General features: G+C 69.8%; 19 protein-coding genes and 1 pseudogene. 13 read left to right on the forward strand and 7 right to left on the reverse strand.

Annotated elements, in window-relative coordinates:
* The first annotated feature begins 4 nt into the window (after positions 1 to 4).
* The 7 genes and pseudogenes from ABZ910_RS13930 to ABZ910_RS13960 all read left to right on the forward strand — a co-directional run bounded on the left by ABZ910_RS13930 (position 5) and on the right by ABZ910_RS13960 (position 9,027).
* A complete protein-coding gene (locus tag ABZ910_RS13930) occupies positions 5 to 1,234 on the forward strand; it encodes a CoA transferase (protein WP_361363306.1) in 1,230 nt (409 codons plus the stop codon).
* Positions 1,235 to 1,366: 132 nt separating this feature from the next.
* Positions 1,367 to 2,038, forward strand: coding sequence for an enoyl-CoA hydratase-related protein (locus tag ABZ910_RS13935; RefSeq protein WP_361363309.1), 672 nt, complete (start codon positions 1,367 to 1,369; stop codon positions 2,036 to 2,038).
* A gap of 394 nt (positions 2,039 to 2,432) precedes the next feature.
* Entirely contained in the window at positions 2,433 to 2,954 is a 522-nt protein-coding gene (locus tag ABZ910_RS13940) for a sigma-70 family RNA polymerase sigma factor (RefSeq protein ID WP_361363312.1), read from the forward strand.
* Between the two features lie 10 nt (positions 2,955 to 2,964).
* On the forward strand, positions 2,965 to 3,756 hold the full coding sequence (locus ABZ910_RS13945; protein WP_361363315.1) for a hypothetical protein: 792 nt from the start codon (positions 2,965 to 2,967) through the stop codon (positions 3,754 to 3,756).
* 237 nt (positions 3,757 to 3,993) lie between these two features.
* A pseudogene (locus ABZ910_RS13950) lies at positions 3,994 to 4,349 on the forward strand (GntR family transcriptional regulator); the annotation flags it as partial.
* A gap of 1,324 nt (positions 4,350 to 5,673) precedes the next feature.
* The gene (locus tag ABZ910_RS13955; protein ID WP_361363318.1) at positions 5,674 to 7,794 is read left to right on the forward strand and encodes an ATP-binding SpoIIE family protein phosphatase; all 2,121 of its coding nucleotides are present in this window, start codon (positions 5,674 to 5,676) and stop codon (positions 7,792 to 7,794) included.
* Positions 7,795 to 8,097: 303 nt separating this feature from the next.
* Positions 8,098 to 9,027 (forward strand): NAD(P)H-binding protein, encoded by a 930-nt coding sequence (locus ABZ910_RS13960; RefSeq protein ID WP_361363320.1) that lies wholly within the window; start codon positions 8,098 to 8,100, stop codon positions 9,025 to 9,027.
* 567 nt (positions 9,028 to 9,594) lie between these two features.
* Here the strand turns inward: ABZ910_RS13960 and ABZ910_RS13965 are convergent.
* The 3 genes from ABZ910_RS13965 to ABZ910_RS13975 all read right to left on the reverse strand — a co-directional run bounded on the left by ABZ910_RS13965 (position 9,595) and on the right by ABZ910_RS13975 (position 12,547).
* A complete protein-coding gene (locus tag ABZ910_RS13965) occupies positions 9,595 to 10,266 on the reverse strand; it encodes an enoyl-CoA hydratase-related protein (RefSeq protein ID WP_361363323.1) in 672 nt (223 codons plus the stop codon).
* 148 nt (positions 10,267 to 10,414) lie between these two features.
* Entirely contained in the window at positions 10,415 to 11,458 is a 1,044-nt protein-coding gene (locus ABZ910_RS13970; protein WP_361363325.1) for a hypothetical protein, read from the reverse strand.
* 72 nt (positions 11,459 to 11,530) lie between these two features.
* Positions 11,531 to 12,547 carry an alcohol dehydrogenase catalytic domain-containing protein gene (locus ABZ910_RS13975; protein WP_361363328.1) on the reverse strand — a complete coding sequence of 339 codons (1,017 nt, stop codon included), beginning with the start codon at positions 12,545 to 12,547 and terminating at the stop codon, positions 11,531 to 11,533.
* A gap of 241 nt (positions 12,548 to 12,788) precedes the next feature.
* Between ABZ910_RS13975 and ABZ910_RS13980 the strand changes: the two genes are divergently transcribed.
* Entirely contained in the window at positions 12,789 to 13,361 is a 573-nt protein-coding gene (locus ABZ910_RS13980; protein ID WP_361363331.1) for a TetR family transcriptional regulator C-terminal domain-containing protein, read from the forward strand.
* A gap of 118 nt (positions 13,362 to 13,479) precedes the next feature.
* Here ABZ910_RS13980 and ABZ910_RS13985 read toward each other — a convergent pair whose 3' ends face one another.
* Positions 13,480 to 15,528 carry a SpoIIE family protein phosphatase gene (locus ABZ910_RS13985; RefSeq protein WP_361363333.1) on the reverse strand — a complete coding sequence of 683 codons (2,049 nt, stop codon included), beginning with the start codon at positions 15,526 to 15,528 and terminating at the stop codon, positions 13,480 to 13,482.
* A 691-nt stretch (positions 15,529 to 16,219) separates the two neighbouring features.
* On the opposite strand from ABZ910_RS13985, the gene ABZ910_RS13990 reads away from it, so the two are divergent.
* Positions 16,220 to 16,939 carry a hypothetical protein gene (locus ABZ910_RS13990; RefSeq protein ID WP_361363336.1) on the forward strand — a complete coding sequence of 240 codons (720 nt, stop codon included), beginning with the start codon at positions 16,220 to 16,222 and terminating at the stop codon, positions 16,937 to 16,939.
* Here ABZ910_RS13990 and ABZ910_RS13995 read toward each other — a convergent pair.
* Positions 16,932 to 17,672, reverse strand: a complete 741-nt coding sequence (locus tag ABZ910_RS13995; RefSeq protein WP_361363339.1) for an MBL fold metallo-hydrolase — start codon at positions 17,670 to 17,672, stop codon at positions 16,932 to 16,934. The two genes, ABZ910_RS13990 and ABZ910_RS13995, sit on opposite strands and share 8 nt — an antisense overlap.
* Before the next feature lie 600 nt (positions 17,673 to 18,272).
* Here ABZ910_RS13995 and ABZ910_RS14000 point away from each other — a divergent pair.
* From ABZ910_RS14000 to ABZ910_RS14010, 3 genes are read left to right on the forward strand one after another with little or no spacing between them, the layout of a single operon-like run.
* The gene (locus ABZ910_RS14000; protein WP_361363342.1) at positions 18,273 to 18,410 is read left to right on the forward strand and encodes a hypothetical protein; all 138 of its coding nucleotides are present in this window, start codon (positions 18,273 to 18,275) and stop codon (positions 18,408 to 18,410) included.
* A gap of 42 nt (positions 18,411 to 18,452) precedes the next feature.
* The gene (gene panD / locus ABZ910_RS14005; protein WP_361363344.1) at positions 18,453 to 18,872 is read left to right on the forward strand and encodes an aspartate 1-decarboxylase; all 420 of its coding nucleotides are present in this window, start codon (positions 18,453 to 18,455) and stop codon (positions 18,870 to 18,872) included.
* A gap of 46 nt (positions 18,873 to 18,918) precedes the next feature.
* Positions 18,919 to 19,281, forward strand: coding sequence for a GNAT family N-acetyltransferase (locus ABZ910_RS14010; RefSeq protein WP_361363347.1), 363 nt, complete (start codon positions 18,919 to 18,921; stop codon positions 19,279 to 19,281).
* 632 nt (positions 19,282 to 19,913) lie between these two features.
* On the opposite strand, the gene gndA is transcribed toward ABZ910_RS14010, so the two are convergent.
* Positions 19,914 to 21,353 carry an NADP-dependent phosphogluconate dehydrogenase gene (gene gndA, locus ABZ910_RS14015; RefSeq protein ID WP_361363348.1) on the reverse strand — a complete coding sequence of 480 codons (1,440 nt, stop codon included), beginning with the start codon at positions 21,351 to 21,353 and terminating at the stop codon, positions 19,914 to 19,916.
* Between the two features lie 366 nt (positions 21,354 to 21,719).
* Between gndA and ABZ910_RS14020 the strand changes: the two genes are divergently transcribed.
* Positions 21,720 to 22,877, forward strand: a complete 1,158-nt coding sequence (locus tag ABZ910_RS14020) for a transglycosylase family protein (protein WP_361363349.1) — start codon at positions 21,720 to 21,722, stop codon at positions 22,875 to 22,877.
* Here the strand turns inward: ABZ910_RS14020 and ABZ910_RS14025 are convergent.
* Positions 22,847 to 23,920 carry a DMT family transporter gene (locus ABZ910_RS14025; protein WP_361363351.1) on the reverse strand — a complete coding sequence of 358 codons (1,074 nt, stop codon included), beginning with the start codon at positions 23,918 to 23,920 and terminating at the stop codon, positions 22,847 to 22,849. The genes ABZ910_RS14020 and ABZ910_RS14025 overlap by 31 nt on opposite strands.
* Positions 23,921 to 24,130: the final 210 nt, after the last annotated feature.

Below are 24,130 nucleotides of genomic sequence, written 5' to 3' on the forward strand. Positions count from 1 at the left end.
TGCGATGACCACCGAATCCGTCTTCACCGGCCTGAAGGTCCTCGACGCGTCGAGCTTCATCGCGGGACCGGCCGCGGCCACGATCCTCTCCGACTTCGGAGCGGACGTCATCAAGATCGAACCGCCGGGCGCGGGCGACCCCTGGCGGACCCTGAGCTCCATGCCGCCCAGCCCCCAGGCCGAGACCAACTACGGCTGGCACCTCACCAACCGCAACAAGCGCGGCATGGCGATCGACCTGAAGTCCCCGGAGGCCCCCGAGGTCCTCAAGCGGCTCGTTGAATGGGCCGACGTGTTGATCACCAACTTCCCGCACGGCACACGGGAGAAGCTGCACCTCGGCTACGACGAGGTCGCCGGCTGGAACCCGAGAGTCGTCTACGCCGACCTCACCGGCTTCGGTGACGCCGGGGCCGACGCCGGGCAGCCGGGCTTCGACCTGACCGCCTTCTGGTCGCGCAGCGGACTGCTGGCCTCCACCCGCGACGCGGGAGCCCCGCCCACGGTGCCGGTCTTCGGCAGCGGCGACAACACGACAGCGGTCGCCATCTACGCGGCGATCGCGACCGCCCTCTACCACCGCGAACGGACGGGACAAGGAGCCAACGTCGGGACGTCACTGCTCGCCACCGGCGTCTGGGCCACAGGAACGCTCGTGGCCGGCGCGCTCGCCGACGGCACACCGTTCCAACCGCACGACCGGACGGCACCGGCGAACGCGCTGACCACCCCCTACCGGACATCGGACGGCCAGTGGTTCATGCTGGCGACCTCGCCTCTGCGCTGGCCTGAACTGACGCGGGCCATCGAGCGTCCGGCACTGCTCAAGGACCCCCGGTTCACCGACGCCGAGGGCTTCGTCAAGCATGCCGCCGCGCTCGCCGAGCTGCTCGACGAGGCGTTCCGCTCGCGGCCCTTCGCCCACTGGCAGGACGTCCTGACCAGGGAACGCGTGACCTTCAGCCTCATCCAGACGCCGGAGAAGGCCGCTAAGGACCCGCAGCTGCGCGCGAACGACATCGTCGTGCCGCTGGAGGGGGTCAGCGGGCTGGACTACACCGTCAACAGCCCCGTCAACCTCCGCGGGGTCCCGAAGGTCCCCGCCAAGCGGGCACCGGACCTGGGCGAGCACAACGACGAGATCCTCGCCGAGTTGGGCTTCAGCCCCGCCGAGAAAGCCCGGATGCGCACCCATGGAGCGATCCCCGGTACGACGGAAGCGGCAGCCGCCTGACGACCACCGCGCCCGAACCGCCGACGGAGCTCGACGGCCGCTTCCACTCCGAACCCACCCCACAACCCGTGGCCGCCGGTCTGCGGCCTGCCGTCCCAGACATGCGATTGGCAACAGCCCCAAGGAGCAGACATGCCTACCCTCGACCGCCAGGAAAACGTCTTCGTGCTCGATCTCGGAGACGGTGAGAACCGCTTCCACCCCGACTGGATCACGTCTGTCAACGCCGCCCTGAACGAGGTGGAGAAAGCGGAAGGGCCGCGTGCCCTGGTGACCGCGGCGACGGGCAAGTTCTACTCCAACGGCCTGGACCTGGAGTGGCTGTCCGCTCACCGCGACCAGTACGACAGCTACACCGGCTCCGTCCATGAGCTCTTCGCCCGCGTGCTGTCCCTGCCGGTGATCACCGTGGCCGCCCTGCAGGGGCACACCTTCGCCGCCGGAGCGATGTTCTCGCTCGCGCACGACTTCCGCGTCATGCGCGCCGACCGCGGATGGTGGTGCCTGCCCGAGGCCGACATCAAGATCCCCTTCACGCCCGGCATGGTCGCCCTGATCCGGTCCCGGCTGGCGCCGCAGACCGCACACGAGGCCATGACCACCGCCCGCCGCTACGGCGGGACGGACGCCGCGGCCGCCGGCCTCGTCGACCGGGCGGTGGACGAGTATGCCGTGCGTTCCACGGCCGTTGAGATCGCCCAGGCGCAGCTGGACAAGGCCGGCGACACCCTCGGCACCATCAAGGCACGCACGTACGCCTCGGTCCTGGCCACCCTGCGCGGTGCGGCCGACCCGCTCGGCTGACACCGTTCAGCAGTGCAGCATGACCTGCAGGGTCATGCTGCACTGCGTGCGCGGCCAGTGGCCGGCCGTTCACCAATGGTCCACGACAGTGGGCGACCACGAAGGCCCGGGACTTTGCTCGCGCGTCGCTGTCCACCCTTGTGACGGGCGGGGCGGGGCGGGGCGGGACGGGGTGCCGGTACTGCAGTCCTGGACGGCTCTGCCGCCGACGCTCCGCTGGGGCCGGGCGCGAGCCTTGGGCTGTCACACGCGGTGACCTGCGATGACCTCTGTCGTTCGGCACTGCCGCGTACCCTGTCCGCGCTGCTGGGGGTCGGCACAAAATTCTTCGGACTCTCGCGTTGCACCGTCACGGGTGGTGGACACGTAGGGACGGAAGCAGCGAGAGGAAGCCATGGCCATCGACAGCGAGGACGAGTTCACCGATGTCTACCGCGCTCATTACGAGGACGTTCTGCGTTTCGTCCGCCGGCGTGCTCACCCTATGAACGTGGACGACATCGTCGGTGAGACGTTCCTCGCTGCGTGGCGTCGTCGCAGCGAGCTGCCGGAGGACCCACGTCCGTGGCTCTTCGGCACCGCGCGTAATGCGATGCTCAACGCCCACCGCGGGCAGCGCCGCCAGACGGCTGTCGCGGTGCGTGTCATGGAGAACGGTGGCGACGACAACTACGACGGTCTGACCCAGGCCGAGGAGCGGATGGACCTGGTAGCCGCCTGGCGGCAGCTTCCGGCCGCCGACCAGGAAGTGCTGGCGCTCCATGTCTGGGAGGGCCTCCCGGACCGGGACGCGGCCACCGTGCTCGGCTGCTCACGCGCGGCGTACACGATGCGGCTGTCCCGCTCCAAAGGCCGTCTGGCCAAGCTGTTCGGCCCGACCGGTCGGACCACCCCCGCTCCGGCTCCGGCGCACTGAAGGAAGAGACGTGAAGGATCACGAGAAGAACCTCCCCCGGTTGCTGGCCGCTCTGGACGCTGCTCCCGTCAGAGAACTGACCGAAGCCGAAAGCAACCGTAAGGAACATCTGTTGCGTACCGTGATGAACAGTGCGGCGTCCACCTCGCAGGCGGCCGCCCCGCCCCGCCGCCGTCGCGCGTGGCTCTGGGTGGCGGCGGGTGCCGTCACCGCCGCCACTGCCGTGGCCGTCGTGGGTCAGGTTGTGCCCAGCACGCCCGGCTCGGGGGTCCTGCCCGCGGCGGAACTCGCGAGCTGGACCGGGACCCCGAGTCGTCCGCCGGCCACCTCGCCCGAGGCCGCCGCCGCCGAGAAGTGGTGCGTCAAGGCCCTGGGCAGCGACTACTCCGGCACGTCGGTCTCGTACGCCAACCTGGACGTGCGCGGCTCGGTCACCTCTGTGGTCGTGACCGACGGGAAGACCATCTCCTACTGCCTCACCGACAAGGCCGGCCACGGCATGGCCGAGGTGATCGGCCCGGTGAAGAAGCTCCCCGACAACGCCGTCGAGGTGGACTCGGCCGGCGGTCACGGCGAAGGGAGCACCGGCCTCAACTACATGGAGGGCTCGGTGGGATCCGATGTCGGGGCCGTGACCCTGCACGACGGCGGCCGCACCATCGAAGCCACCATCCAGAACAACCGGTTCACCGCCTGGTGGCCGTCCGCCGAGCCGTCCGGCAGTGCCGACAAGGTCGACATCACCCTCAAGAACGGCTCCACCCGGACCGTAACCGGCGACTCCGTCTTCCCGAAGGACTGAGGAGCCGACGCGGTCGGCCGCTCCGACCTCATGAAGCGGCCGCCCGGCCGAGCCCCCGAACATCTACTGCTCCGCGTCACCCGCTTCGCCCAGCCCTCCGCCCTCCGCGCGTCATCCGGCTGCACGACGCCCGGCACCGCACTGCCACGCTCCTCACGGTGGCCAGGGACACGCCCCGCGCCGTGACGGAGATCCGTGGGCGCCGCGGCCGCCAGTGCCGACCCGTCCGCAGGGGATGCTCTGCGGCTTGGGCTACTGATGCCCAGGCACCAGTTGCCGACGGCCCGAGGGGTCGTCTCCGTCAGTGCGGTCAACGCGAACACAGTGCTCATAGGCATACCGGGACTTGGAGCGTGAAGGACTGGTCACGCCGCAGCCCGGACGGGGCACATTCGTCCAGTCCTTCGGCCCTCGTCCGCGCGCGTGTCACCCCGAGCACCACGCTCGTCCGCGATCCAGACGCATGGATGGACCGGGCGGCTACAGCCGGCCTCGAACGCGAAACTGCAAGAGCAGCGGATCCCGCCCGTAGGTGCTCGTCGTCGGCGCCCTCATCATCGTCGCAGCCGCCATCGGCGTCATCCGCGCGGTGACACGTCAGCGCCAGCGGTAGAAGGCATGCCGGGCGGCGCTGCGAGCCTGGACGTCCCGCCCGTCGACGCATCTCCCAGCATCTCCCTGGTCTGCGGGATGCCGCGCGAGAGCTTCGCGGTCGCTTCCGCCTTTCCCAACACTCTGCCTCCCCGGTACGACGGAAGCGGAAGCCGCCTGACGGGCACGACGCCGGAGCCGCCGATCGCGGACAGCGCTCGGCGGCTCGGGCTTTCGTTTTGCCTCGCAGCGGCTGCTACGTCACCGAGGCCCGCGACATCAAACACAGCCACGGCCGCGCCTTCGCCGTCCTGAGCGAGGGTGACAAGATCGCCTTCGCCCTGGCCTGGGCGTACGCCCGGAACATCTTCCACTGCGCGCTCCCGATGCACCCCGCACCGCGGTTCCGCCACTTCGACCACGCCCCCGGCGCCGAAGTTGCCGTGCGCGCAGGCGCGCAGCGGGAACAGCGTCGCGTCCTCAAGCACCTTCAGGCGGCGAGCCGCCCCGTAGTGTGCATGACTTCGAGGCGAGCACCTCCTTGCTCGGGAAGTGGTTGTAGAAGGGCCCTTTGGGCACGCCCGCGGCACGGATGAGCTCCTGCTGATCCCGGAGCATGAGCGCGCGCTCAGCCCGACGGTGAAGCCGCCAGCGCCTCGCCGAACGCCTTGGTCCAGTGTTCACCGCAAACGGAAGTGGATCGACGTACATCGGTGTGACCACTGTGCTCACGCCACATGAGAAACTCGAACATTCCGCTCTTCGCCACAGGCACACACGCTTGATTCGTCGAGCTCCATCAGGCGCCGCTCTGACCACCTCGACGCCGTTCATCTCCGGGACCACCGGCGGGCCTCATGAAGGCTTCCAAACCGTCCTTACGGCACCGGGTGATCAGCGCGAAAGCAATGAAACTGTCGAACTCGTCGAATCCGCCATGTGCGACCTTGCATTTCAAGCCGCCAGGCTACAAGAACCTGACTTCTTGCGTCAGATTCACTCAGCGATAGAAAGCAACTCGTGGAGCCCTTCAACGGCTAAGGCGTGGTCTGGTACTCCAGGACCGATCTTCCCCCCCCCGTCCGTTCTGCGGACCGCCGACAGGGGACGCCCACAAAGGTCGGGACCTCTGCCCGAGCGCCGGCGTCCGCCCTTGTGACGGGCCGGGCGGGGTGGCCCGTAGTACGGTGAACGAAGGTGTTCGGAAGCAGTGGGGCGAGTGATATGCGGTCTCCGGCATCCTCTTCTCAGTCGTGGCCCGACGTCGGTGACGCGACCGACGCGAAGGGCCGCGACAGCCTCTGCGCCTCGGCGGCTCGTCGTTGCATGCACGACCTGCGCGCGTCAGTCGTCACGGTATATCTGGTCGTCCCCGGGGAACCGATGTTGGCGGCTGCGGCCGTCGCTACCTCGTTCTTGGGATCGATCACACCGGAGCGTCTGCCCACCGATGACCTGTTCTTTCCCTCCGTCCGCGCCTATCGAACACGGCGGATCTGCACGGCCCACACATATGACATAGCAGCGCGATATCTCGATTTCGGGGTCTATGCGGCCGCTCCGCACATCGTGGCCGCCGCACCGCTGGCAGCAGGAGAGCAGAATTTCGGCGCTTTGATGGCGTTCTTGCCGCACGACGTTCAAGAAGTGTCCACGAAAGAGACGGATTACCTGCGCGAAACCGCCGAGCATCTCTCGTCCGGATTGGACCGACTTTCCCGCCGCGGTGTCTCTCTGTCCCCTCCGAAGCTTCCGCTGGTGGTCTCCCCTGAAAGCGGTGCCGTCGGTGAGACCGACGGGACCTCCTCCCAGGAAGGGCACGGCTCGCAGGGCTACTTGAGCGCACCCTTCATTTTTCACCTGCACAAACTGACCGTGTCCCTGATGTCGGCCGTGCATACGAGGGACGCGATCGCACTGACGGTCGAGCGACTGGTTTCCGGATTCGGGGCCCGAGCGGTGGCCATCAGCCTGATCGAGGGTGACCGGCTGCATGTGGTCGGCGCATCGGGCTGCTCGAAGGAGTACCTGAAATCCCTCAACGGCATCTCCATCAACGCGAAGTTCCCTGAGACCGAAGCCATCACGCATCAGAGGCAGCTCATCCACGAGGCAGGAGAGCAAGGCCAGTCGTCCGGGCAAGGCCGCATGACAGCGGACGGCCGTGACGAGCACGTGTGGGTTGTTCTCCCGCTGCTTGCCGGAGACCACGCACTGGGCACATGCTCGATCGGACTCGCGCCGGAGAACCGCCTGATCGCCACGCGACTGGCGCCACTGTCCACTCTGTCGACGCTGCTCGGCCAGACGCTTGAACGCACCCAGCTCTACGACGCCAGCCACGCGTTGGCGCAGAAGCTGCAACATGCCCTGCTGCCCCGGGTGCTTCCCCAGCCCGCGGGTGTGCTGACCACGAGCCGGTACGAGCCACCCACTGGCGCGATCGAGCTCGGAGGCGACTGGTACGACATCATCACGCTCCCCAACGGCGGCGTGGCCGCGGTGATCGGTGACGTCGAGGGGCACAACACGGCGGCAGCCGTGGTGATGGGGCAGCTCAGCAGTGCGGTACGCAGCTACGCACTGGAAGGCCATGACCCGAGCACGGTGCTGTATCGCGCGAATCGCCTGATGATCGACTTGGAGACAGATCTCTTCGCGACGTGTTGCTGCGTCTGGCTCGACCCGGACACCGGCACTGCCCAGGTCGTCAGCGCCGGTCATCCGCGCCCCCTGATCCGAACCGCTGACGGCCGTTACCTCGCGGCAGCGGCCGACGTAGGTGTCCCGCTGGGAGTCGAGCCGAGTCCGTCGTATCAGGCCGGCATCCTGAACATGGACCCGGGCACGCTGCTCGTTCTCTACACGGACGGGCTGTCCGGCGTGGGTGGCGAGCTAGCCCGGGAGACGCTGGAAGCCGCTGTCGCCCTCTCCGGTGATGAACTGGAACGTCTCGGCGACGGGCTGATGGGCTCCCCTGTCGGGCATGCCCGGCGGGTGGACGACGCCGCTCTACTGCTGTTGCGCTACGAAGGCCCTGCGAGGGAAGTCAAGGAGAGCATCAGACAGCTCCACCTGCAGCGCCACGACTACCAAGGCGCACAGCGCGCCCGTCGCTTCCTCACCGCGGCCTTGGACGGCTGGCATCTGGCTTCGCTGTGCGACTCTGCCGAGGTGTTGGCATCGGAGGTCGTCACCAACGCGCTTATCCACGGGGACAGCGACGTCGACGTGTGTCTACGCAAGTACCCCGACCATCTCCGGGTTGAGGTACGGGACAGTGACGCCCACCCTGCGATGCTCGTGGATCTCGGTCCGGACGAGGACAAGGCCGAAGGAGGGCGGGGGCTGGTGATCGTGTCTGCTCTGGCTTCCTCCTGGGGGAACTCACCGAGCGGCAGGGGGAAGACAGTGTGGTTCGAGATGGATACCCATGAGGAGTTGTAGCCGGAGACGTCAGATGGCCGCCGGCGACAACCAGCGTGGCCCGAAGGCTGCTGATCGCGTCACTTTCCGCCGCCCGTCCGCGAGTTGAAGCGGACGAGTGACGTCGTGAAGGCCGCTTCGGTGTTCCTTTTCCCAGGAGACTGACAGTCCTGCCACCGCTGATGTCGTGCCGGTGGCCCTGGCGACTTTGGCGCAGGCAACTTCTTGGCCACCTCGGCCGTCCTTTGGAGGGCTGTTGTGCCACGCCCACGTTCGTCGGGCTCCGCGGTTGCGCTCTGGCAGTGCGCACCGCAGGCTGCTGCCATGGACCGCGTCCCGGAAGTCAGTGTGCTGCCCATACTGGTGACGGGCGCGGCGGGCAGCATCGGTGCCGTCGGTCGATCCGTGGTCGAAGGGCTTCGGCAACGGGGCCTGCCCGTCCGGGCCATGGTGCGTCGCGAGGACGAGCGAGCGGAGGCGCTGCGCGCGACGGGCTGCGAGGTCGTCGTCGGAGACCTGACGCGCACGGGGGACGTCGCCAACGCCCTGGCCGGTTGTGGACGTATGTATTTCGGCGTGGGCGTGTCGGCGCAGTATCTGGAGGCTGCCGTGACGGCAGCGGCCGTCGCACGCGAGTACGGCCGTCTGGAAGTGTTCGCGAACATGTCGCAGCTCACTGTCTCCGAGATGGACCTCACCAGCACCTCCGAGTCTGTGCAGCAGCGGCAGCACTGGCTGGTGGAGCAGGTCCTCGGCTGGTCCGGCCTGCCCGTCGTCCGGATCAGGCCCACCGTGTTCATGGAAAACCCGCTGTTCCGCGTGGGCTTCGCCTCGATCGCGAAGAACGGAAGCATCAGACTGCCATTCGGCCGGGCGAAAACCTCCCCTGTGGCGGCCAGGGACGTCGCCGCGGTCGTGCAGGAGATCTTGGCCGATCCGGCCCCGCACATCGGCCGAACCTATGAGCTGACCGGCCCTTGCTCGCAGGACGTCGCCGCCATGGCGGAAGAAGTTTCCGCAACTCTGGGACGACCAGTCAGTTACACCGACGTCCCACTGCAGGAATGGATCGACGACGATCTCAGACCGCTGGGACTACCGGAGCATGCCTTCCAGCACATCTCCACCATGGCCCGCCTTCACGCGGAGGATCGATACGACCGCAAGGCGGACGGGGTCGAGCAGGTCACCGGGCGGCCTCCATCGGGGGTGGCCGAGTACGTCCGTGAGAACCCCAGCCTCTTCAGCCTCTGAACTCGCGTCCTCGTCGTGCGGTGTACGAAGTCTCCGGAGGGACGGCCTGGTCGCCGCAGCCGCGATCAACGAAGGTGGACCGCATCCCAGAGCAGCAACTGGGCCGTAGGCTGGTGGCAATCCCCCTTGCGCTGATCGTCGTGATCACCGTGGTGGACATCCATTCCCCGCCAGACGTCCACCTGGGTCCCTTGCCGGTGATCGCGCCGGCCCCTGACCGCGTCCCTGGCCGGACCGCGACTGACCGCCCTCGTCGGCGGGGCACTGGCTGTGGCTGCCCAGGTGTTCATCGCCGTGTTCCAGGGCGGACTGACCACACCTCACCACCTCTCGCAGATCGCTGGCTTGGCCCTGTTGTCCGCCTTGGTCGTCTTCGTCTGTCACGTGCGTGAGCGGCGCAGCCGTGAGCTGAAGCGGGCACGGTCGGTGGCCGAGAGGGCTCAGCTCGCACTGCTGCGGCCACCACGCCGCCGGATCGGGCCGCTGCGGGTGGCGTGGCTGTACTTGGCGGCCGCCCTGACCAGCAAAAACAGCCTCGCCCGGTCCGGCGACCGCCCTGGCATGGCGTCAGCCCAGTGGGTTGGTCGTGTCGCGGAGCGTGGCGAGGACAGGGCCGTACATGCGTGTCTTGATGGTTCCGAGGCTGTCGCCGGCCTTGTTCGCGTGGGCCTGGGCGAGTTCGAGGGCGGCGGTGCGCAGGGCGCCCTCGTCCATGGCCTGGTCGACGATTCCGGCGGCGGCGGCTTCCTGGCCGCCGAAACGGCGGGCGGAGACCATGGCGTGCTGGGCGGCTTGCGGGGTCAGCCGGGACTGGATGAGGGTGGACATGCCGGGAGTGAAGGGGATGTTGATGTCTGCTTCGGGCAGGCACCAGAAGCCCCGGTCGGCGCGCATGAGGCGGAAGTCGTGGGCCAGGGAGAGCATCGCTCCGGCGGCGAACGTGTGTCCCTGCAGGGCGGCTACGGTGATCAGCGGGAGGGACAGGAACCTTGCGAACAGACCGTGGACGGAGTTGACGTAGTCCGGACGGTCGTCGCTGTGCGCGGCGAGCCATTCGAGGTCGAGGCCGTTGGAGTAGAACTTCCCGGTCGCGGCGGTCACCAGGGCGCGGGGGCCTTCGGACTTCTCCACCTCGTCGAGGGCTGTGTGGACCGAGGCGATCCAGTCGGGGTGGAAGCGGTTCTCCCCGTCGCCGAGGTCGAGAACGAAGACGGCGTCGTGGCGGTCGAGCGTGGGCATGAGGGCTCCTTGGAGACGTTTCGGTGGGGCAGGGCACAGGCCGCAGACCGGGGCTGCGGGCTGTCACCTTCCGGTGAACCGTGCCGGTCGGCGCTCGATGAACGCGGTGATGCCTCTGGCGTTCGTCTCTCGGCCGCCGGAGCGGAGGTCATCCGGCAGGTGCTCGCCGGGCCCGGTGGCACAGGGTGGCCGTGGCCAGCAGGCCCAGCGCCGAGGTCGCACCGGTAAGGAGGATGCCGGTGAGGGCCGGCCCTCCGGGAGGTGCGGACGCGTGGATCCAGCGGATGGTGAAGTTGGTGGATGCCGCCACTGGGAAGCTGAAGATCCACAGGCCGGGATGGAACGCGGGCTGGCGCAGCTCGGGGAGGAGGAAGGCGACGAGGAGGACCGTGAAGAGCAGGGTCCCGGCGAAGCCGTAGCCGACGGCGTCGAAGACGCCCTTGTGGGCGGCGGTCCAGGCGATTCCGCCGGTCGCCGGTGGGATGGTCAGGACGGTGAGGGCCGGGCGGGCGGGCCCGGGCAGGGGGCCACCGGTGACGAGGCTGCCGAGGATGACGGTGCCGAAGGCGAGCCAGTACAGCAGCCCCACCGCGAAGGCGGCGTCGGCGACACCAGGCAGTCTGAGGCTGGAGGCGATGGCGCTGGCGACGAAGGGTGCCGAGGAGACGGGCAGCAGATAGCCCGGGTGGAGAGCGGTGGTGCTCAGGGTGCCGGTGAGCCAGTGGGCGAGCAGGCGTGCGGCGATGAAGGCGGCCAGGATAAGGAACACCGCGTAGACCCAGCGTGCCCCGGTGAGCTCGAACCGGGAGAAGTGTCCTGTGATCAGCATGCCGATGATGGGGACGTACCCGAGGGTGAAGCCATCGCCGGGATGACGCAGGTCGTGGCGCAGGTTGTGCCATCGGATCCCGCCATGGCGCAGGTACTGGGCCAGCAACACCAGCCAGATCAGTCCGCTGACGATGAACAAAGCGTCGCTGACCTCCAGAGCGGGCGGAAAGGTGGTCACCGCCGCCTGCCAGGCTCCGCCGAGGCCGGCGGTGCCGAGGGAGACGGACAGCAGCCTGATCCGTGCGGCGCGGGTGGCGTGGGGGCCGTCGACGTCGGAGACGATCTCGGCGGCTGGACGCGCAGGCCCGCTGCCGCGCGGCGCCGTGCTGGTGTGCTCTGTCGTGTCGAGCATGTCGGACATGGGGGAACCTCAAGGGGATTGCCAGGGCGCGGGCCGGGACTCGCCTGCCCGGAGGCGTGGGTCGTGGCGTGGTCAGGCGTCCATGTCGAGGACGACGCGGAAGCGGGCCTTGCCCGAGAGCATCCGCTCGTAGGCGTCCATGGCGTGGGTGAAGGGCATGGGCTCGGTGGCGGGGCGGATGCCGTGGGCGAGGCTGAAGGCGAGGTTGTCCTCGTTCTGGATCGACGACCCGGTCAGGCTGCCGACGATGCGGCGGGTGCCGAAGATCAGGTCGGCCGTGGCGACCGTCAGCGGGTCGGGGGCGGCACCGACGACCACCAGCGTCCCGCCCGGAGCCAGTCCGCGGACCAGGGGGTTCATGGACGTACCGCTGGATGCCGTGGCGACGATGACCGACGCGCCGCCCAGGTCGGCCAGCGCCGTGCCGGGGTCGGTGAGGGTGCTGTCGATGTACTCGTGGGCACCCAGCTGCCTGGCGAGTTGCTCCTTCTCCTGGCCGCGGGCGATGGCGGCCACACGGTGTCCGAGGCTGCGTGCGTACTGCAGGGCCAGGTGCCCCAGCCCGCCGATCCCCTGCACGGCGACCAGGGCGCCCGCGCGGGTGGGGACCTGCTGGAGCGCGGTGAGCGTGGTAAGTCCGGCGCACAGCAGCGGGGCCGCCTCGACGGCGGGCATGCCGTCGGGGATGCGCACCAGTCCGCTCGCGCGGGCGTAGGTCACCTCCGCATATCCGCCGTCGATGGTGGTGCCGGTCTGTTCCTGGTCGAGGCAGTTGACGAAGTCGCCGCGGCGGCACGGTTCGCACTGCCAGCAGTGCCCGTTCAGGAAGCCGACGCCGACGCGGTCGCCGGGCCGCCAGGCGGTGACGCCAGCGCCCACGGCATCGATCACGCCGACGATCTCGTGGCCGGGGACGACGGGGCGTGACGGGTCGGGGCGCAGTCCCTCCACGGCCAGCACGTCGGAGTGGCAGACACCGCACGCCTCCACCCTGAGCCGGACGTGCCCGGGCTCCGGGTCGACCAGCTCACGCTCGACGAGCCGGAGCTGGTGGACACCGGTGGCCTCGAAGGCTCGGTACGCGGACATGACGCTTCTCCTCGGTGCTGCCTCTGCCGACACGGGGAGGGCCGGGGGCTGGGGGCGGGGCGGGGACCGATCCAATATGACCGGTCGCTTCAATATGACCGGTCACTTTAAACTTAGTCAAGCAGGTCCGAGGGTCGAGCCGTGGGCCATGTGGCGTCGGGGCGGGCGCCGTTTCCCCGGTGATCTGGGTTTGACCTGTGGCAAGGCGACCGGACATATTGACCGAGAGGTGGTGGTGAGGATGGCACGCGCGTCCAAGCGCGAGGAGATCGCGCAGGCGGCCCTGGAGCAGTTCCGCACGCGGGGCTTCCATGCCACCGGCATCAGCGACATCACGTCGGCGGCCGGGGCTCCCAAGGGCTCGTTCTACAACCACTTCGCCAGCAAGGAGGAGAGCGCCCTTGAGGCGCTGAGCCGCTACGCCGCCGGGTTGCGGTTCGACCTGCTCGACACGCCCGGACGCTCTGCGCTGGAGCGGCTTCGGGCGCACTTCGAGTTCCTGGGCGCGGACACGGTCGCCAGCGGCTTCGCCCGTGGATGTCTGGCGGGCAACCTGGGCGCGGAGGTGGCGGACCACTCCGAGGAGATCCGCTCCGCCGTCCAGGGCGGCTTCCAGCGGTGGGCCGCGCGCATCCGGCGGGTGCTCACCGAAGCCCAGGAAGCAGGTGAGCTGGACGCCGCTCTCGACGTCGAGGACGCCGCGCTGTTCATCCTCAGCGCCTGGGAGGGCACGTTGATCGCGGCCCGGGCCGACAAGACCTCCGCTCCCTTCGACGCCTTCTTCCGCATGGTCTTCGGCGTCCTTCTGCGCTGATCGCGGCCGGTGTCGCCGAAGACTCACAGGCGCCGCCACCCACACCAAGGCTCCCCGGCCCGGAGGCAGGCGCGGGCGAGCCTGGGCGCCCTCGTACACGACTCCTCGTCGCAGGGGCCTATGGGCCAGGTGGGGGGAGAGCTTGCTCGGTCCAAACCGTTTTCGCGTCGTCGGTGTAGCGGATGCCCCAGTTGTGTGCGAGCTGGGCGCAGATGAACAGGCCGCGGCCGCCTTCGTCGACCGACCGTGCGTGGCGCAGCCGCGGGGCAGAGGTGCCGCAGTCCTGGACCTCGCAGGTGAGGGTGCGGTCATTGATGAGGCGCAGTCGTACGGGTGGGGCGCCGTACCGCAGGGCGTTGGTGACCAGCTCGCTGACGATTTCCTGCGTGTCGTAAGCAGTGTCCTGGTCCACGCCCCAGGCCGCGAGTTGGTGCCGGACGTGCCGCCGCGCGAGGGCCGGGGCGGTGGGCTCTTCGTCCAGCGGCCAGGTGGCTACGTGGTCGGCGGGGAAGGGGTGGGTGCGGGCGAGAAGCAGGATGGCGTCGCCGGGCAGGGCGTCGGCGCGCAGCCGGTACAGGACGTCGTCGCACAGGTCCTGGAGGGGCCGGTCGGCGTCGGCGAGCATGCGCCGGAGCGGCTGCGGGTCGCTTGTGCCGTCCTGGCCCCATACGGCGGACAGGAGCGAGGTCGTGTAGAGGGCGAGGACGTCTCCGTCGGCCAGGGTGACGGTGGTGGTGGCGTACGGGGGCCAGCCTCCGCCGCCGAGGGCACCACCGGCGGCCAGCTCGACGACTCGGGTGCCGGAGGCGGGGCCGGCGACGACGGGCGGGGGGTGTCCGGCCGAGGCGATGGTGCACGTATGAGTGAACGGGTCGTAGAGCACGCACAGGCACGTCGCGCTGAGAGGCTGCCCGCGCAGGGGATCGCCGGGTGGCAGCGCCCTCCGCTCCCGCGCGAGACGTGCCGTGGCGTCGTCGAGCCGGGCGAGGAGCTCGTCGGGTCCCAGGTCCAGTGCGGAGAGCGACTGCATAGCGGTCCGCAGTTGCCCCATGGTGACGACGGTGTGGATGCCGTGGCCGGCGACTTCCCCGACCACCAGGGCCGTTCGGGCGCCGGGCAGGGCGCAGGCGTTGGACCAGCCACCCGCCCCCCGGTCGTCGGCCACATACAGGCCGGCGGTCTCGATCGCGGTCTGCGAGGGAGGTGCCGGGGGTAGCAGATGGCGCTGTAGTGCCGCGGCGATGGTGTGCTCGCGGGTGTAGCGGCGGGCGTTGTCGATGCCCAGGGCGGTGTGCGTGGCCAGTTCCAGGGCGAGGGCGAGTTCTTTCTCGTCGAAACCGTCGGATCGCTGGTCGCGATAGAGACTCACCAATCCGAGCACCTTTCCGCGCAGCGTCAGTGGCGCGACGAGCAGGGCACGTGCGCCGGATGCGCGAATCGCTTCGGCCCGCGCCGGATCGGCCGCCAGCCAGGGCGTGTCGGGGCCCAGGGCGACCGTGCGGGGCTTGAGGTCGGCCAGGGCCTGTGCATAAGGGGTCGGGAACGGCAGCGCGCGGACGTCTCCCACCGGATGCGCCCGGGCCTGCTGATCACCGCCACTGTTCCCGAAGGCGGCCCGGCGCAGCGGCACATCCCGCCCCAGAGGGCTCAGCGGTGGTTCCTCTCCCCGCACCACAGGCTCCACCACTTCCACCACGGCGATGTCGGCGAACCCGGGGACCAGCGCGTCGACCAACCCCTGGCAGGTGGCCACCACATCCAGGGTTTGTCCCACCCGCTTCCGGACGGCATACAGGGCCTGGATCGCACGGTGCGCCTTCTCCTGACCGGTCACGTCGTGTGCCACGACCACCGCCCCCGGTGCGTCGTGCAGGGGCAGCACCGAGACGGTGTGCGTGTGCTGGGGCTCGTTCTTCGGGGCCGTCCCCATGACGTGGTCCGTTGTCGGCGTACCGTCCGCCATGGCCCGGCGCAGGATCTGCTCCAGTTCGCCGGGGGATGAAAGGGGCCACGCATCGGCCAGGGGGCGTCCTTGGATCTGCCGTGCGCTCAAGCGGGACAGGGCCTGCGCGGCGGCGTTGGCCGACACGACATGCAACTCCTCGTCCACCACGAACAGAGCCCCCGCCGTGTGGGCGGACAGTGCTTTGAGCACCGCGGTCTCCATGCCGGGCACCATCCCGCTCGCAGGGGGCAGGAAGATCCTCCACGTCACCGAACCGTCTTCGTGGGGCACCGGTTGCAGGCGCAGGCCACGGTGGGCGGCTCGCGCTGCAACATCACGCAGGGCGTCATGCCTGCAGCGCTCCGCAGCGTCACCGCCTGGCGCGGGGACAGAGCCGACCAGGTCGGTGGCCGGCCGCCCGACCACCTCGCCCGCCGGGCGCCCCCACAACTCCTCCGCTTGGTGGCTCCACTGCACGACCACGCCTTTGCCATCCACGATCATCAGGGGCGTCTCACCGGCCACGGCAACCACCTCCGCCTTCCAGCTTGCCCGGCGGTCAGGGGCTGCGCCGCCGTAGACCGGCACCCAGCTGCGGGTCTGCACGAAGGGTGCTGCGAGAAAACCTCCTACGACCTCCACCGGCGGACCGCACCGACCCCGCGCGCAGGCGCCGAGCACGCGGGGCTGACCGGCGGATGCCCACCGCCCACGCTGGTCCCGGCCGGACTTACAGCGTCCCGGGGGATCAGCGCCCAGGTGCGTGACGCCGGTGAACCCGTGAACGATGACAGAGCCGCCGGCTGTGAGGTCACCGCGGCCCGCCTGGCTGCGGCTGCGTCGCCGGAGCCGGGCCGCCCGATCAGTGGCCCTTCGGCCACCGCCGCCTGGTACGACCGAGCAGGAGACCGACATGAACACGTTGCTCGCGGAGGTCATCGATGCCCACGGTGGCCTCGATCGCTGGAACGCACTCACCACGGTTCGTGCCACCATCGTCAGCGGTGGCGACATGTTCGTCATCAAGGGGATGCCGCAGGACCCCACCCCCCGGGAGATGACCGTCTGGCTGCACGAGCAGCACGCCTCCGTGATGCCGTTCGGCGCCCCCGACCAGAAGACCGACTTCACGGCCGACCGAGTCAGCATCGAAAAGGTCGACGGCCGCGTCGTGGCCGAACGCAACGAACCGCGAAAGTCGTTCACCGGGCACGACCTCGCTACCCCGTGGGACCCGCTGGACCGCGCCTACTTCAACGGATACGCGCTGTGGACGTATCTCACCACGCCCTTCCTGCTGTCGATGCCCGGCTTCGCCATCACCGAGATCGAACCATGGCGGGAAGGGGACGAACTCTGGCGGGGATTGCGGGCCACCTTCCCGCCCCACATCGCCAGCCACAGCACTCAACAGGACTTTTACTTCGGCCCCGACCATCTCCTGCGTCGGCACGACTATCACGTCGACATCGCAGGGGGGTTCGCCGCGGCACAGTACGTCTACGACACCGTGGAAGCGGACGGGATCCGCCTGCCCACCAAACGCCGGGCCTACCGAAGCGATGCGGACAACCGCCCGATCCTCGAACAGACCATGGTCTCCATCGACGTCAGCAACGCTCGGTTCACCTGACATTGGGCCTGTACGTGGCGCGTGCCGAGCGGGACTGGTGGCTGCGCGCTCCGTACCGTTTCAACGGCGGGCTCAGCCACCAAGGTTGGCCAGCCAACGCAACGCGCTGAAACTCGGCAAGAACAAGTACTCGCCGCCACGGGTGATGACGAAGCGCTCGACGCCATGCAGGCGACGCCGCGCGAGGGTGGACCGCGGCGATCTTGTCGATGGCGGCGATCCAGTCCGCGCGCCGCTCGGGCAGCGGTCGGGCCCTCTCTCCGCCGGCGAGGTAAGGATGGACGCCGTTGTAGACGATGTCGCCCGCGACGACGAGGCCGATGGACGGAACGTGCACGAACGTGGTGTCCGGTCCGTCGCTGTCGCCGGCCTCGACGAACCGGACCTCCTCGCCCTCCAGGAGGAACGTGTAGTCGTCGATCACCTCGGGCAGCACGATGTCCTTGACGATCTGGCCGGGAAACTGGCTGTTCCAGAACGCCATTCGCTGTCCGGCGGTGAACTCCGCCAGGGCCACGGTGCCCTCAGTGGCGATCATCCGCGCGTCGGGAAAGTGCTTGGCGACCTCGGAGAAACCGAACCAGTGGTCGCCGTGGCCATGGGTGGCGTACATGGCGACCAGGTTCTTGCCCGAGGCCAGCACCCACTCGGCCACCTGCCGGGACTGCTCCTCCAGGTGCGGGGCATCGATCAGGATGGCGTCCCGCTCCCCGTAGATGAGGGTCGCCGACATCGGCGACCAGGCCGGCAGCGGCCGGACCGAGTCTGTGGGGGCACGTGATGCGCCCCTCGGCGAGCTCGGCGTGTCCGGGCTGCGCGCGTTTTCACACCCACCCTGTGGCGCCGACGTGTCAGGAGTGTGTGACGCTCGCAGTCACCGGCCGGAGCCGTCTCGGTCGCAAGCTGGCGGTGGCGGTGGCGGTGGCGGTGGCGCATGATCAGGTGTTTGCTCTCGGCCGCGCCGAAATGCCCAGATAAAGTGGCTTGTTACCTGTTGCTGCACCGAGTGCGAGAGGCGCTCTTACCACCTCGCCTGGCCGCGGAGGACCGGTTGTGTCGTCGTGATCCGCCCCCATGTGCTGGAAGTCCTGGCCGAACGGGCGCCTGTAACCGTCGTCATCCGAGACTTTTTCATGCGCCTTGGGTATGGCGAAGAGGGGAAATAAAGCGGAAGCGCTCGGTCGTGTGGTGGAGGAGCGGGTCGCGGCCCTGGTCCTCTACCTCACCGCCGCTGACCCCAGTTAGCAACTTGCTCTGGATCTCTCGACTTACCTGATGGCTCATCAGGTAAGTCAGCATCCAATCAGCATTGGACCGGGAGAGTCTTCCGTACATGCTCCTGGTCGACGGCTTCGCGGCAGCTTGTTTCGCGCAGATCGCGCAGGTGAGGAACCTGCTCGCCACGGTGCACGATGTTCTGGAAGGTCTTCGAGCCGAAGGTATGCCGGTGTACAGTGAACGACGCCCTTGACCTGCAAAAAGCTGGCAGGGAGCCGTCTTCCAGGAGTCCAAAGTGCTGCGTACTCTGTTCAAGTCCAAGATCCACCGAGCCACCGTCACCCAGGCCGACCTGCACTACGTGGGATCGGTGACCATCGACGCCGATCTGCTCGACGCGGCCGATCTGCTGCCCGGCGAGCTCGTGCACATCGTCGACATCACCAACGGCGCGCGTCTTGAGACGTACGTCATCGAGGGTGAGCGCGGTTCGGGCGTCGTCGGGATCAACGGCGCGGCCGCCCATCTCGTCCACCCCGGTGATCTGGTGATCATCATCAGCTACGCTCAGGTGACCGACGCCGAGGCGCGGGCGCTTCAGCCGCGGGTCGTGCACGTCGACGGCGACAACCGGATCGTGGCCCTCGGCGCCGACCCGTCGGAGCCGGTGCCGGGCTCGGATCAGGAGCGCAGCCCGCAGGCCGTGACGGCCTGACGGGCCTGACCGACAGACGAGCGGATGACCAGGAGCGTGCGTGTCCATGGGTGACGTCGAGAACAGAGGGAACATCGAGCTCCGCGACGATCGGGCGGCCGGCCGCCTGGAGGCCGTCGCCGACGGTGAGGTCGTCGGCCGCATCGAGTACTTCGTCCTCGACTCGCCCGCGCGCGCCCTGGTCCCCGTCCACACGATCGTGGAGCCGGCCCACGAGGGGAAGGGCATCGCGGGCTCCCTGGCCCGCGAGCTGTACGCCATCGCCGAACGCGAGGGTGTCCCCGTGGCCCCGCTGTGCCCGTACGTGGTCAGGTGGGCCGAACGCCACCCGGCCGAGGCCCCGGCGGCCGACCCCGGACTGCTGCGCGCCGCCAAGGAGTGGCTGGTGACGCACCCCGGGCGGTTCTGAGCGCTACGGCACTCCGTTTTGAGCGCTACGGCGACGGGGCGCCGTAGGCACGGGCTGGCCGCGACGGGTGAGTGACACAGCGGCCGGGTAGGCGGGGGAGTGTCCAGAGGCGACGTCGAGCGACTGGCCGGAGGACATCATGACGCACGCGCACCCCGACCCCCTCCCACCCGGACCGCCGCCGGGCCCGGACCCCTCGCACCCGGAGCCGCATCCTCACCCGGTCCCGGCCCCCGAGCCGCCTCCGGCCCCGGAACCGACTCCGCCGCCCAATCCCGTACCGGCCCCGGAGCCGCCCCCCGCTCCCGGCCCGACCCCGCCGCCGAACCCGGTCCCGCCGCCCGAGCCGTCTCCGGCCCCGCATCCCCCCGTGCCCTCACCCCCGGAACCCCCACCCCACCCGGTTCCGCCCCCCGAGCCGCCCCCGATCCCGCCGGGCCCGGAACCGGTCCCGAACCCTGAGCCGGGCCCTCCCCTCACGCGAGCCGAATGAACGCGTGTGGACCCCCGTGTAGACCTGCGTGAACACGCGTCGTCCGGCGGCGCCGCAACCAGCACCGCGGCCGGTGGGCGACGTCATGTCGCCCACCGGCCGCGGTCACTTCCGGCCGCTGACGGCTGTCAGCCGACGGTCAGGCCCGCACCTCGGACCGGTCGCCGCCCCACAGCGTGTGGAACGAGCCGTCCTGGTCGACGCGCCGGTAGGTGTGCGCACCGAAGAAGTCGCGCTGGCCCTGGGTGAGGGCCGCGGGCAGGCGGTCGGCGCGCAGGGCGTCGTAGTAGGCGAGGGCCGCGGCGAAGCCGGGGGTCGCGACGCCCTGGCGGGTGGCGGCGACGAGGACCTCGCGCCAGTCGTCCTGCGCGTCCGCGATCTCCTGGGCGAACGTCGCGTCCGACAGCAGGCTCGGCAGGTCGGCCCGGGCGTCGTAGGCCTCGCGGATGCGGTCCAGGAAGGCCGCGCGGATGATGCAGCCGCCGCGCCAGATGGAGGCGATGGCGCCGAGGTCGATGTCCCAGCCGTACTCCTCGCTGCCCGCGGCGATCTCGTGGAAGCCCTGCGTGTAGGAGACGATCTTGGAGGCGTAGAGCGCCTGCTCCACCTTGTCGGCGAAGGCGGCCGCCTCCTCCTTGCTCATCGGCGTCGGCTTGGGGCCGGCCAGGCCGCGCGAGGCCTCGCGCAGCGCCGCGTGGCCGGACAGGGAGCGGGCGAAGACCGCCTCCGCGATGCCCGACACCGGGACGCCGAGGTCGAGGGCGATCTGGACGGTCCAGCGGCCGGTGCCCTTCTGCTCGGCCTGGTCCACGACCACGTCCACGAACGGCTTGCCCGTCTCCGCGTCCACGTGGGACAGCACCTCGGCCGTGATCTCGATCAGGTAGGAGTCGAGACGGCCCCGGTTCCACTTGCGGAAGATCTCCGCGATCTCGGCGGGGGTGTAGCCGGCGACGTCGCGCAGCAGCTGGTACGCCTCGCCGATCAGCTGCATGTCGGCGTACTCGATGCCGTTGTGGACCATCTTCACGAAGTGCCCGGCGCCGTCGGGACCGACGTGGGTCACGCAGGGCGCGCCGTCCTTCGCCTTCGCGGAGATCTTCTCCAGCATCGGGCCCAGCGAGTCGTACGACTCCACCGAACCGCCCGGCATGATGCTCGGCCCGTGCAGCGCGCCCTCCTCGCCGCCGGAGATGCCCGTGCCGACGAAGTGGATGCCCTGCTCGCGCAGCTCACGCTCGCGGCGCCGGGTGTCGGCGAAGTGCGCGTTGCCACCGTCGATGATCATGTCGCCCGGCTCCAGCAGCGGGGCGAACTCCTGGATGACCGCGTCGGTGGGCTCGCCGGCCTTGACCATGATGACCAGGCGGCGCGGCCGCTCCAGCGACTCGACGAACTCCTGGGCGGTCTCGGCCGGGACGAAGTCGCCCTCGTGCCCGAACTCCTTCACCAGGTCGTGCATCCGTGACGCCGTCCGGTTGTGCACCGCGACCGCGTAGCCGTTGCGCGCGAAGTTACGGGCGAGGTTGCGGCCCATGACCGCGAGACCCGTGACACCGATCTGCGCAGAACTGCTCATACCGCCTACTCCTCAAATATCGGGCACTGCATATTCTGTAAAACGTGCCGGTCGTGCTGGTCGTACACGTCAGTTGTTGGGTAAGTATCGCCCTTCTGTCGCCCTGACGTGCTCATATGGCGAGCTGGCGTGCTCATACGGCGACCTGCCCATCCTGACGTGCCCGGTGCCGTCCACGCACATCGGACCCGCCACGCGTGAGTACGCGCGGAAGGTGCCGCGCGCCTCAGCGGCCCGGCCGATCCGGCCAACGCGGGGCGATTCATGGCCACTTGGCGTGACCAGGCGGCCGATTCCCGTCTTGTCATGGCCTGTTCCCGGCGCTTACTTTTGCCCCTCCTGGCGCATGCGGAGGGGGCTTTCGAGATGGCCGTACGCGGCCGGCACCGCCGGTACCAGCCGAACAGGATCAACCGTGCCTCGCTCACCGTCACCGTGGGCGGCGCCGGCATCGCGATCCCGCTCATCGGCGCCGGGGCCGCACACGCGGCCGACGCGGCCACCTGGAACAAGGTCGCCGCGTGCGAGTCGAGCGGCGACTGGAGCGTCAACACCGGCAACGGGTACTACGGTGGCCTCCAGTTCACCCGGTCCACCTGGGCGGCCTACGGCGGCACGGCGTACGCACCGCGCGCCGACCTGGCCACCAGGGGGCAGCAGATAGCGGTGGCGGAGAAGGTGCTCGACGGGCAGGGACCCGGCGCCTGGCCGGCGTGCTCGGCGCGGGCGGGCCTGACTCGGGCTGGTCATGCAGGGGACGCGGACGTGCGCGTACGGGATGTGCGGACGGTACGGGATGTGCAGCCGCAGACCACGCCCCAGTCCCGGGCGGGCAGGGCGGAGATGTACACGGTGGTGCACGGCGACACGCTCTCCGCCATCGCCGAGGAGCGGCACGTACAGGGCGGTTGGCGACGGCTGTACTCGGCCAACCGTACGGCGATCGGCTCCGACCCCGACCTCATCCTGCCGGGGCAGCGGCTGAGCCTGCGCACCACGGCCGACGCGGAGCCCGCGAAGTCCACCTGGTCCGCCAAGTCGACGAAGTCCGCCAAGCCCGCTCCGACCGCTCACCCCACCCGGACCACTCACTCCACGGCCACTGCTAGAACCACCACCCACTCCCTGATCGCTCCCGTGAACGCCGCCATGGGTACGCCGTACCACGCGGCGGGCGCGCACTGGTCCCTGGGCTACCACACCGGCGTCGACTTCCCCGTCCCCACCGGCACCTCCGTCCACGCGGTCGCGGCGGGACAGGTGGTCGCCGCCGGGTGGGGTGGTTCCTTCGGCTACCAGGTGGTGATCCGGCACGCCGACGGCCGCTACACCCAGTACGCCCATCTGTCGGCCATCTCGGTGCGGGAAGGGCAGGCGGTCTCCGGTGGCCGGCGCATCGGCCGCTCGGGGTCCACCGGGAACGCCACGGGCCCGCATCTGCACTTCGAGGTGCGGACCGGGCCCGGATTCGGCGCGGACGTCGACCCGGTCGCCTATCTCCGGGCCGGCGGCGTCAGGATGTGACGCGTGGGCGGTGCCGGTCGCGCCGGCCCCGAACGCGCGGTGGGGCGTACGCGCCGTTTGCGGAGCTGCTCCGGCTCCTTCTCCTCCAGCGGCCTGTCTCGTTCCTCCAGGGGCCTGTCCCGCTTCTTTGTGATGCGCGGCCCGGGAACCGGTTCGGCCGGTTCGGCAGGCGCAGTCGACTTGGCCGACTCGGTCGGCGTCGCCGGGTTCGGGGTGTGCGCGAGGCGCTCCGTCGTCAGCAGGATCAGTCCGCCCGCCGCCACCACGCCGGAGGTCAGGGCCAGTGCGGTGCCCGTGCTGCCGTAGCGGAAGGTCTCGCCGAACATGGTGATGCCGATCGCGGCCGCCAGGACCGGGTTCACCACCGTCAGCGTGGCGAGCGGCGCGGCGAGGCCGCCGCCGCGGTAGGCGGCCTGGGCCAGCAGCACGCCGGACGCGGCGAACACGCCGATCGCGGCCAGGGAGGGCAGGTCGGCCGCCGAAATCCCGCGGGTCCAGTCGACGGTGACGGTCTTGGTGAACACCGACGACATGCCGAACGCCATGCCGGCCGCGGTGGCGAGCAGCATGCTGCGTACCGCCGGGTGCCGGTGGGTGGCCCGGCCGGCGATCATCAGTGTCAGTACCGCCCCGCCGGTCACCAGTGCCGTGCCGACGCGCTGGGCGCCGGTGAGCGGCTGGCCGTCGGACGGGCCGACCAGGGACAGCAGCCCGGCGAGGCCCACGGTCGCCATGAGCGCGCCGCGCCACGCGGTGGCCCCGGCCCTGCGGCCGACGAACAGGGCCGCCATGGGCAGCGCGAACACGATGGTCAGGGCGCCGAGCGGCTGCACCAGACTGAGCGGACCGCAGGCCAGAGCCACCACGTGCAGCAGTCCGCCGATGCCGGTCAGCGCGACGGCCGCCCACCAGAGCGGCCGGCGCAGCGGGGCGAACCGCTCGTCGGGAGAGGACACCGCGACCTGCTCCTGCACGATCGCCCCGCCGGCGTACGCGACGGCGGAGACGAGCGACAGCAGCACGGACAACGCGAGGGCACTCATGCGTAGCTCCTCCGCGTCAGGCGGGACCCCCGGACCCGGCGCGGCATACGGTCGGCTTTCATGGCCCATACTCTGCCCGCCGGGGCTCTTTCCGTCGTCGTACCTGAGCAGGCCATGGCTCATACTGCCGGTGGAGTATCCCCCGAGCCCCGTCCTTCCCAGGGTGGGCGCGCCGGGTGGACTCCCGCGCCGACCGGGCCTTCGCCGCTC

This window comes from Streptomyces sp. NPDC046805 (assembly GCF_040645355.1).
GTDB lineage: Bacteria > Actinomycetota > Actinomycetes > Streptomycetales > Streptomycetaceae > Streptomyces.

Bases quoted from the DNA above. Each gene is read 5' to 3' on its own strand.
- ABZ910_RS13975 (WP_361363328.1), bottom strand. From the start codon at position 12,547: ATGTCCGCGTACCGAGCCTTCGAGGCCACCGGTGTCCACCAGCTCCGG.
- ABZ910_RS13970 (WP_361363325.1), bottom strand. From the start codon at position 11,458: ATGTCCGACATGCTCGACACGACAGAGCACACCAGCACGGCGCCGCGC.
- ABZ910_RS13995 (WP_361363339.1), bottom strand. From the start codon at position 17,672: ATGTCGGCGACCCTCATCTACGGGGAGCGGGACGCCATCCTGATCGAT.
- ABZ910_RS14025 (WP_361363351.1), bottom strand. From the start codon at position 23,920: ATGAGTGCCCTCGCGTTGTCCGTGCTGCTGTCGCTCGTCTCCGCCGTC.
- ABZ910_RS13930 (WP_361363306.1), top strand. From the start codon at position 5: ATGACCACCGAATCCGTCTTCACCGGCCTGAAGGTCCTCGACGCGTCG.
- ABZ910_RS13990 (WP_361363336.1), top strand. From the start codon at position 16,220: ATGAACACGTTGCTCGCGGAGGTCATCGATGCCCACGGTGGCCTCGAT.
- ABZ910_RS13955 (WP_361363318.1), top strand. From the start codon at position 5,674: ATGCACGACCTGCGCGCGTCAGTCGTCACGGTATATCTGGTCGTCCCC.
- ABZ910_RS13980 (WP_361363331.1), top strand. From the start codon at position 12,789: ATGGCACGCGCGTCCAAGCGCGAGGAGATCGCGCAGGCGGCCCTGGAG.
- ABZ910_RS13935 (WP_361363309.1), top strand. From the start codon at position 1,367: ATGCCTACCCTCGACCGCCAGGAAAACGTCTTCGTGCTCGATCTCGGA.
- ABZ910_RS14010 (WP_361363347.1), top strand. From the start codon at position 18,919: ATGGGTGACGTCGAGAACAGAGGGAACATCGAGCTCCGCGACGATCGG.
- ABZ910_RS13985 (WP_361363333.1), bottom strand. From the start codon at position 15,528: ATGGAGACCGCGGTGCTCAAAGCACTGTCCGCCCACACGGCGGGGGCT.
- ABZ910_RS13965 (WP_361363323.1), bottom strand. From the start codon at position 10,266: ATGCCCACGCTCGACCGCCACGACGCCGTCTTCGTTCTCGACCTCGGC.
- gndA (WP_361363348.1), bottom strand. From the start codon at position 21,353: ATGAGCAGTTCTGCGCAGATCGGTGTCACGGGTCTCGCGGTCATGGGC.
- ABZ910_RS14000 (WP_361363342.1), top strand. From the start codon at position 18,273: ATGCTCCTGGTCGACGGCTTCGCGGCAGCTTGTTTCGCGCAGATCGCG.
- ABZ910_RS14020 (WP_361363349.1), top strand. From the start codon at position 21,720: ATGGCCGTACGCGGCCGGCACCGCCGGTACCAGCCGAACAGGATCAAC.
- ABZ910_RS13960 (WP_361363320.1), top strand. From the start codon at position 8,098: ATGGACCGCGTCCCGGAAGTCAGTGTGCTGCCCATACTGGTGACGGGC.
- ABZ910_RS13940 (WP_361363312.1), top strand. From the start codon at position 2,433: ATGGCCATCGACAGCGAGGACGAGTTCACCGATGTCTACCGCGCTCAT.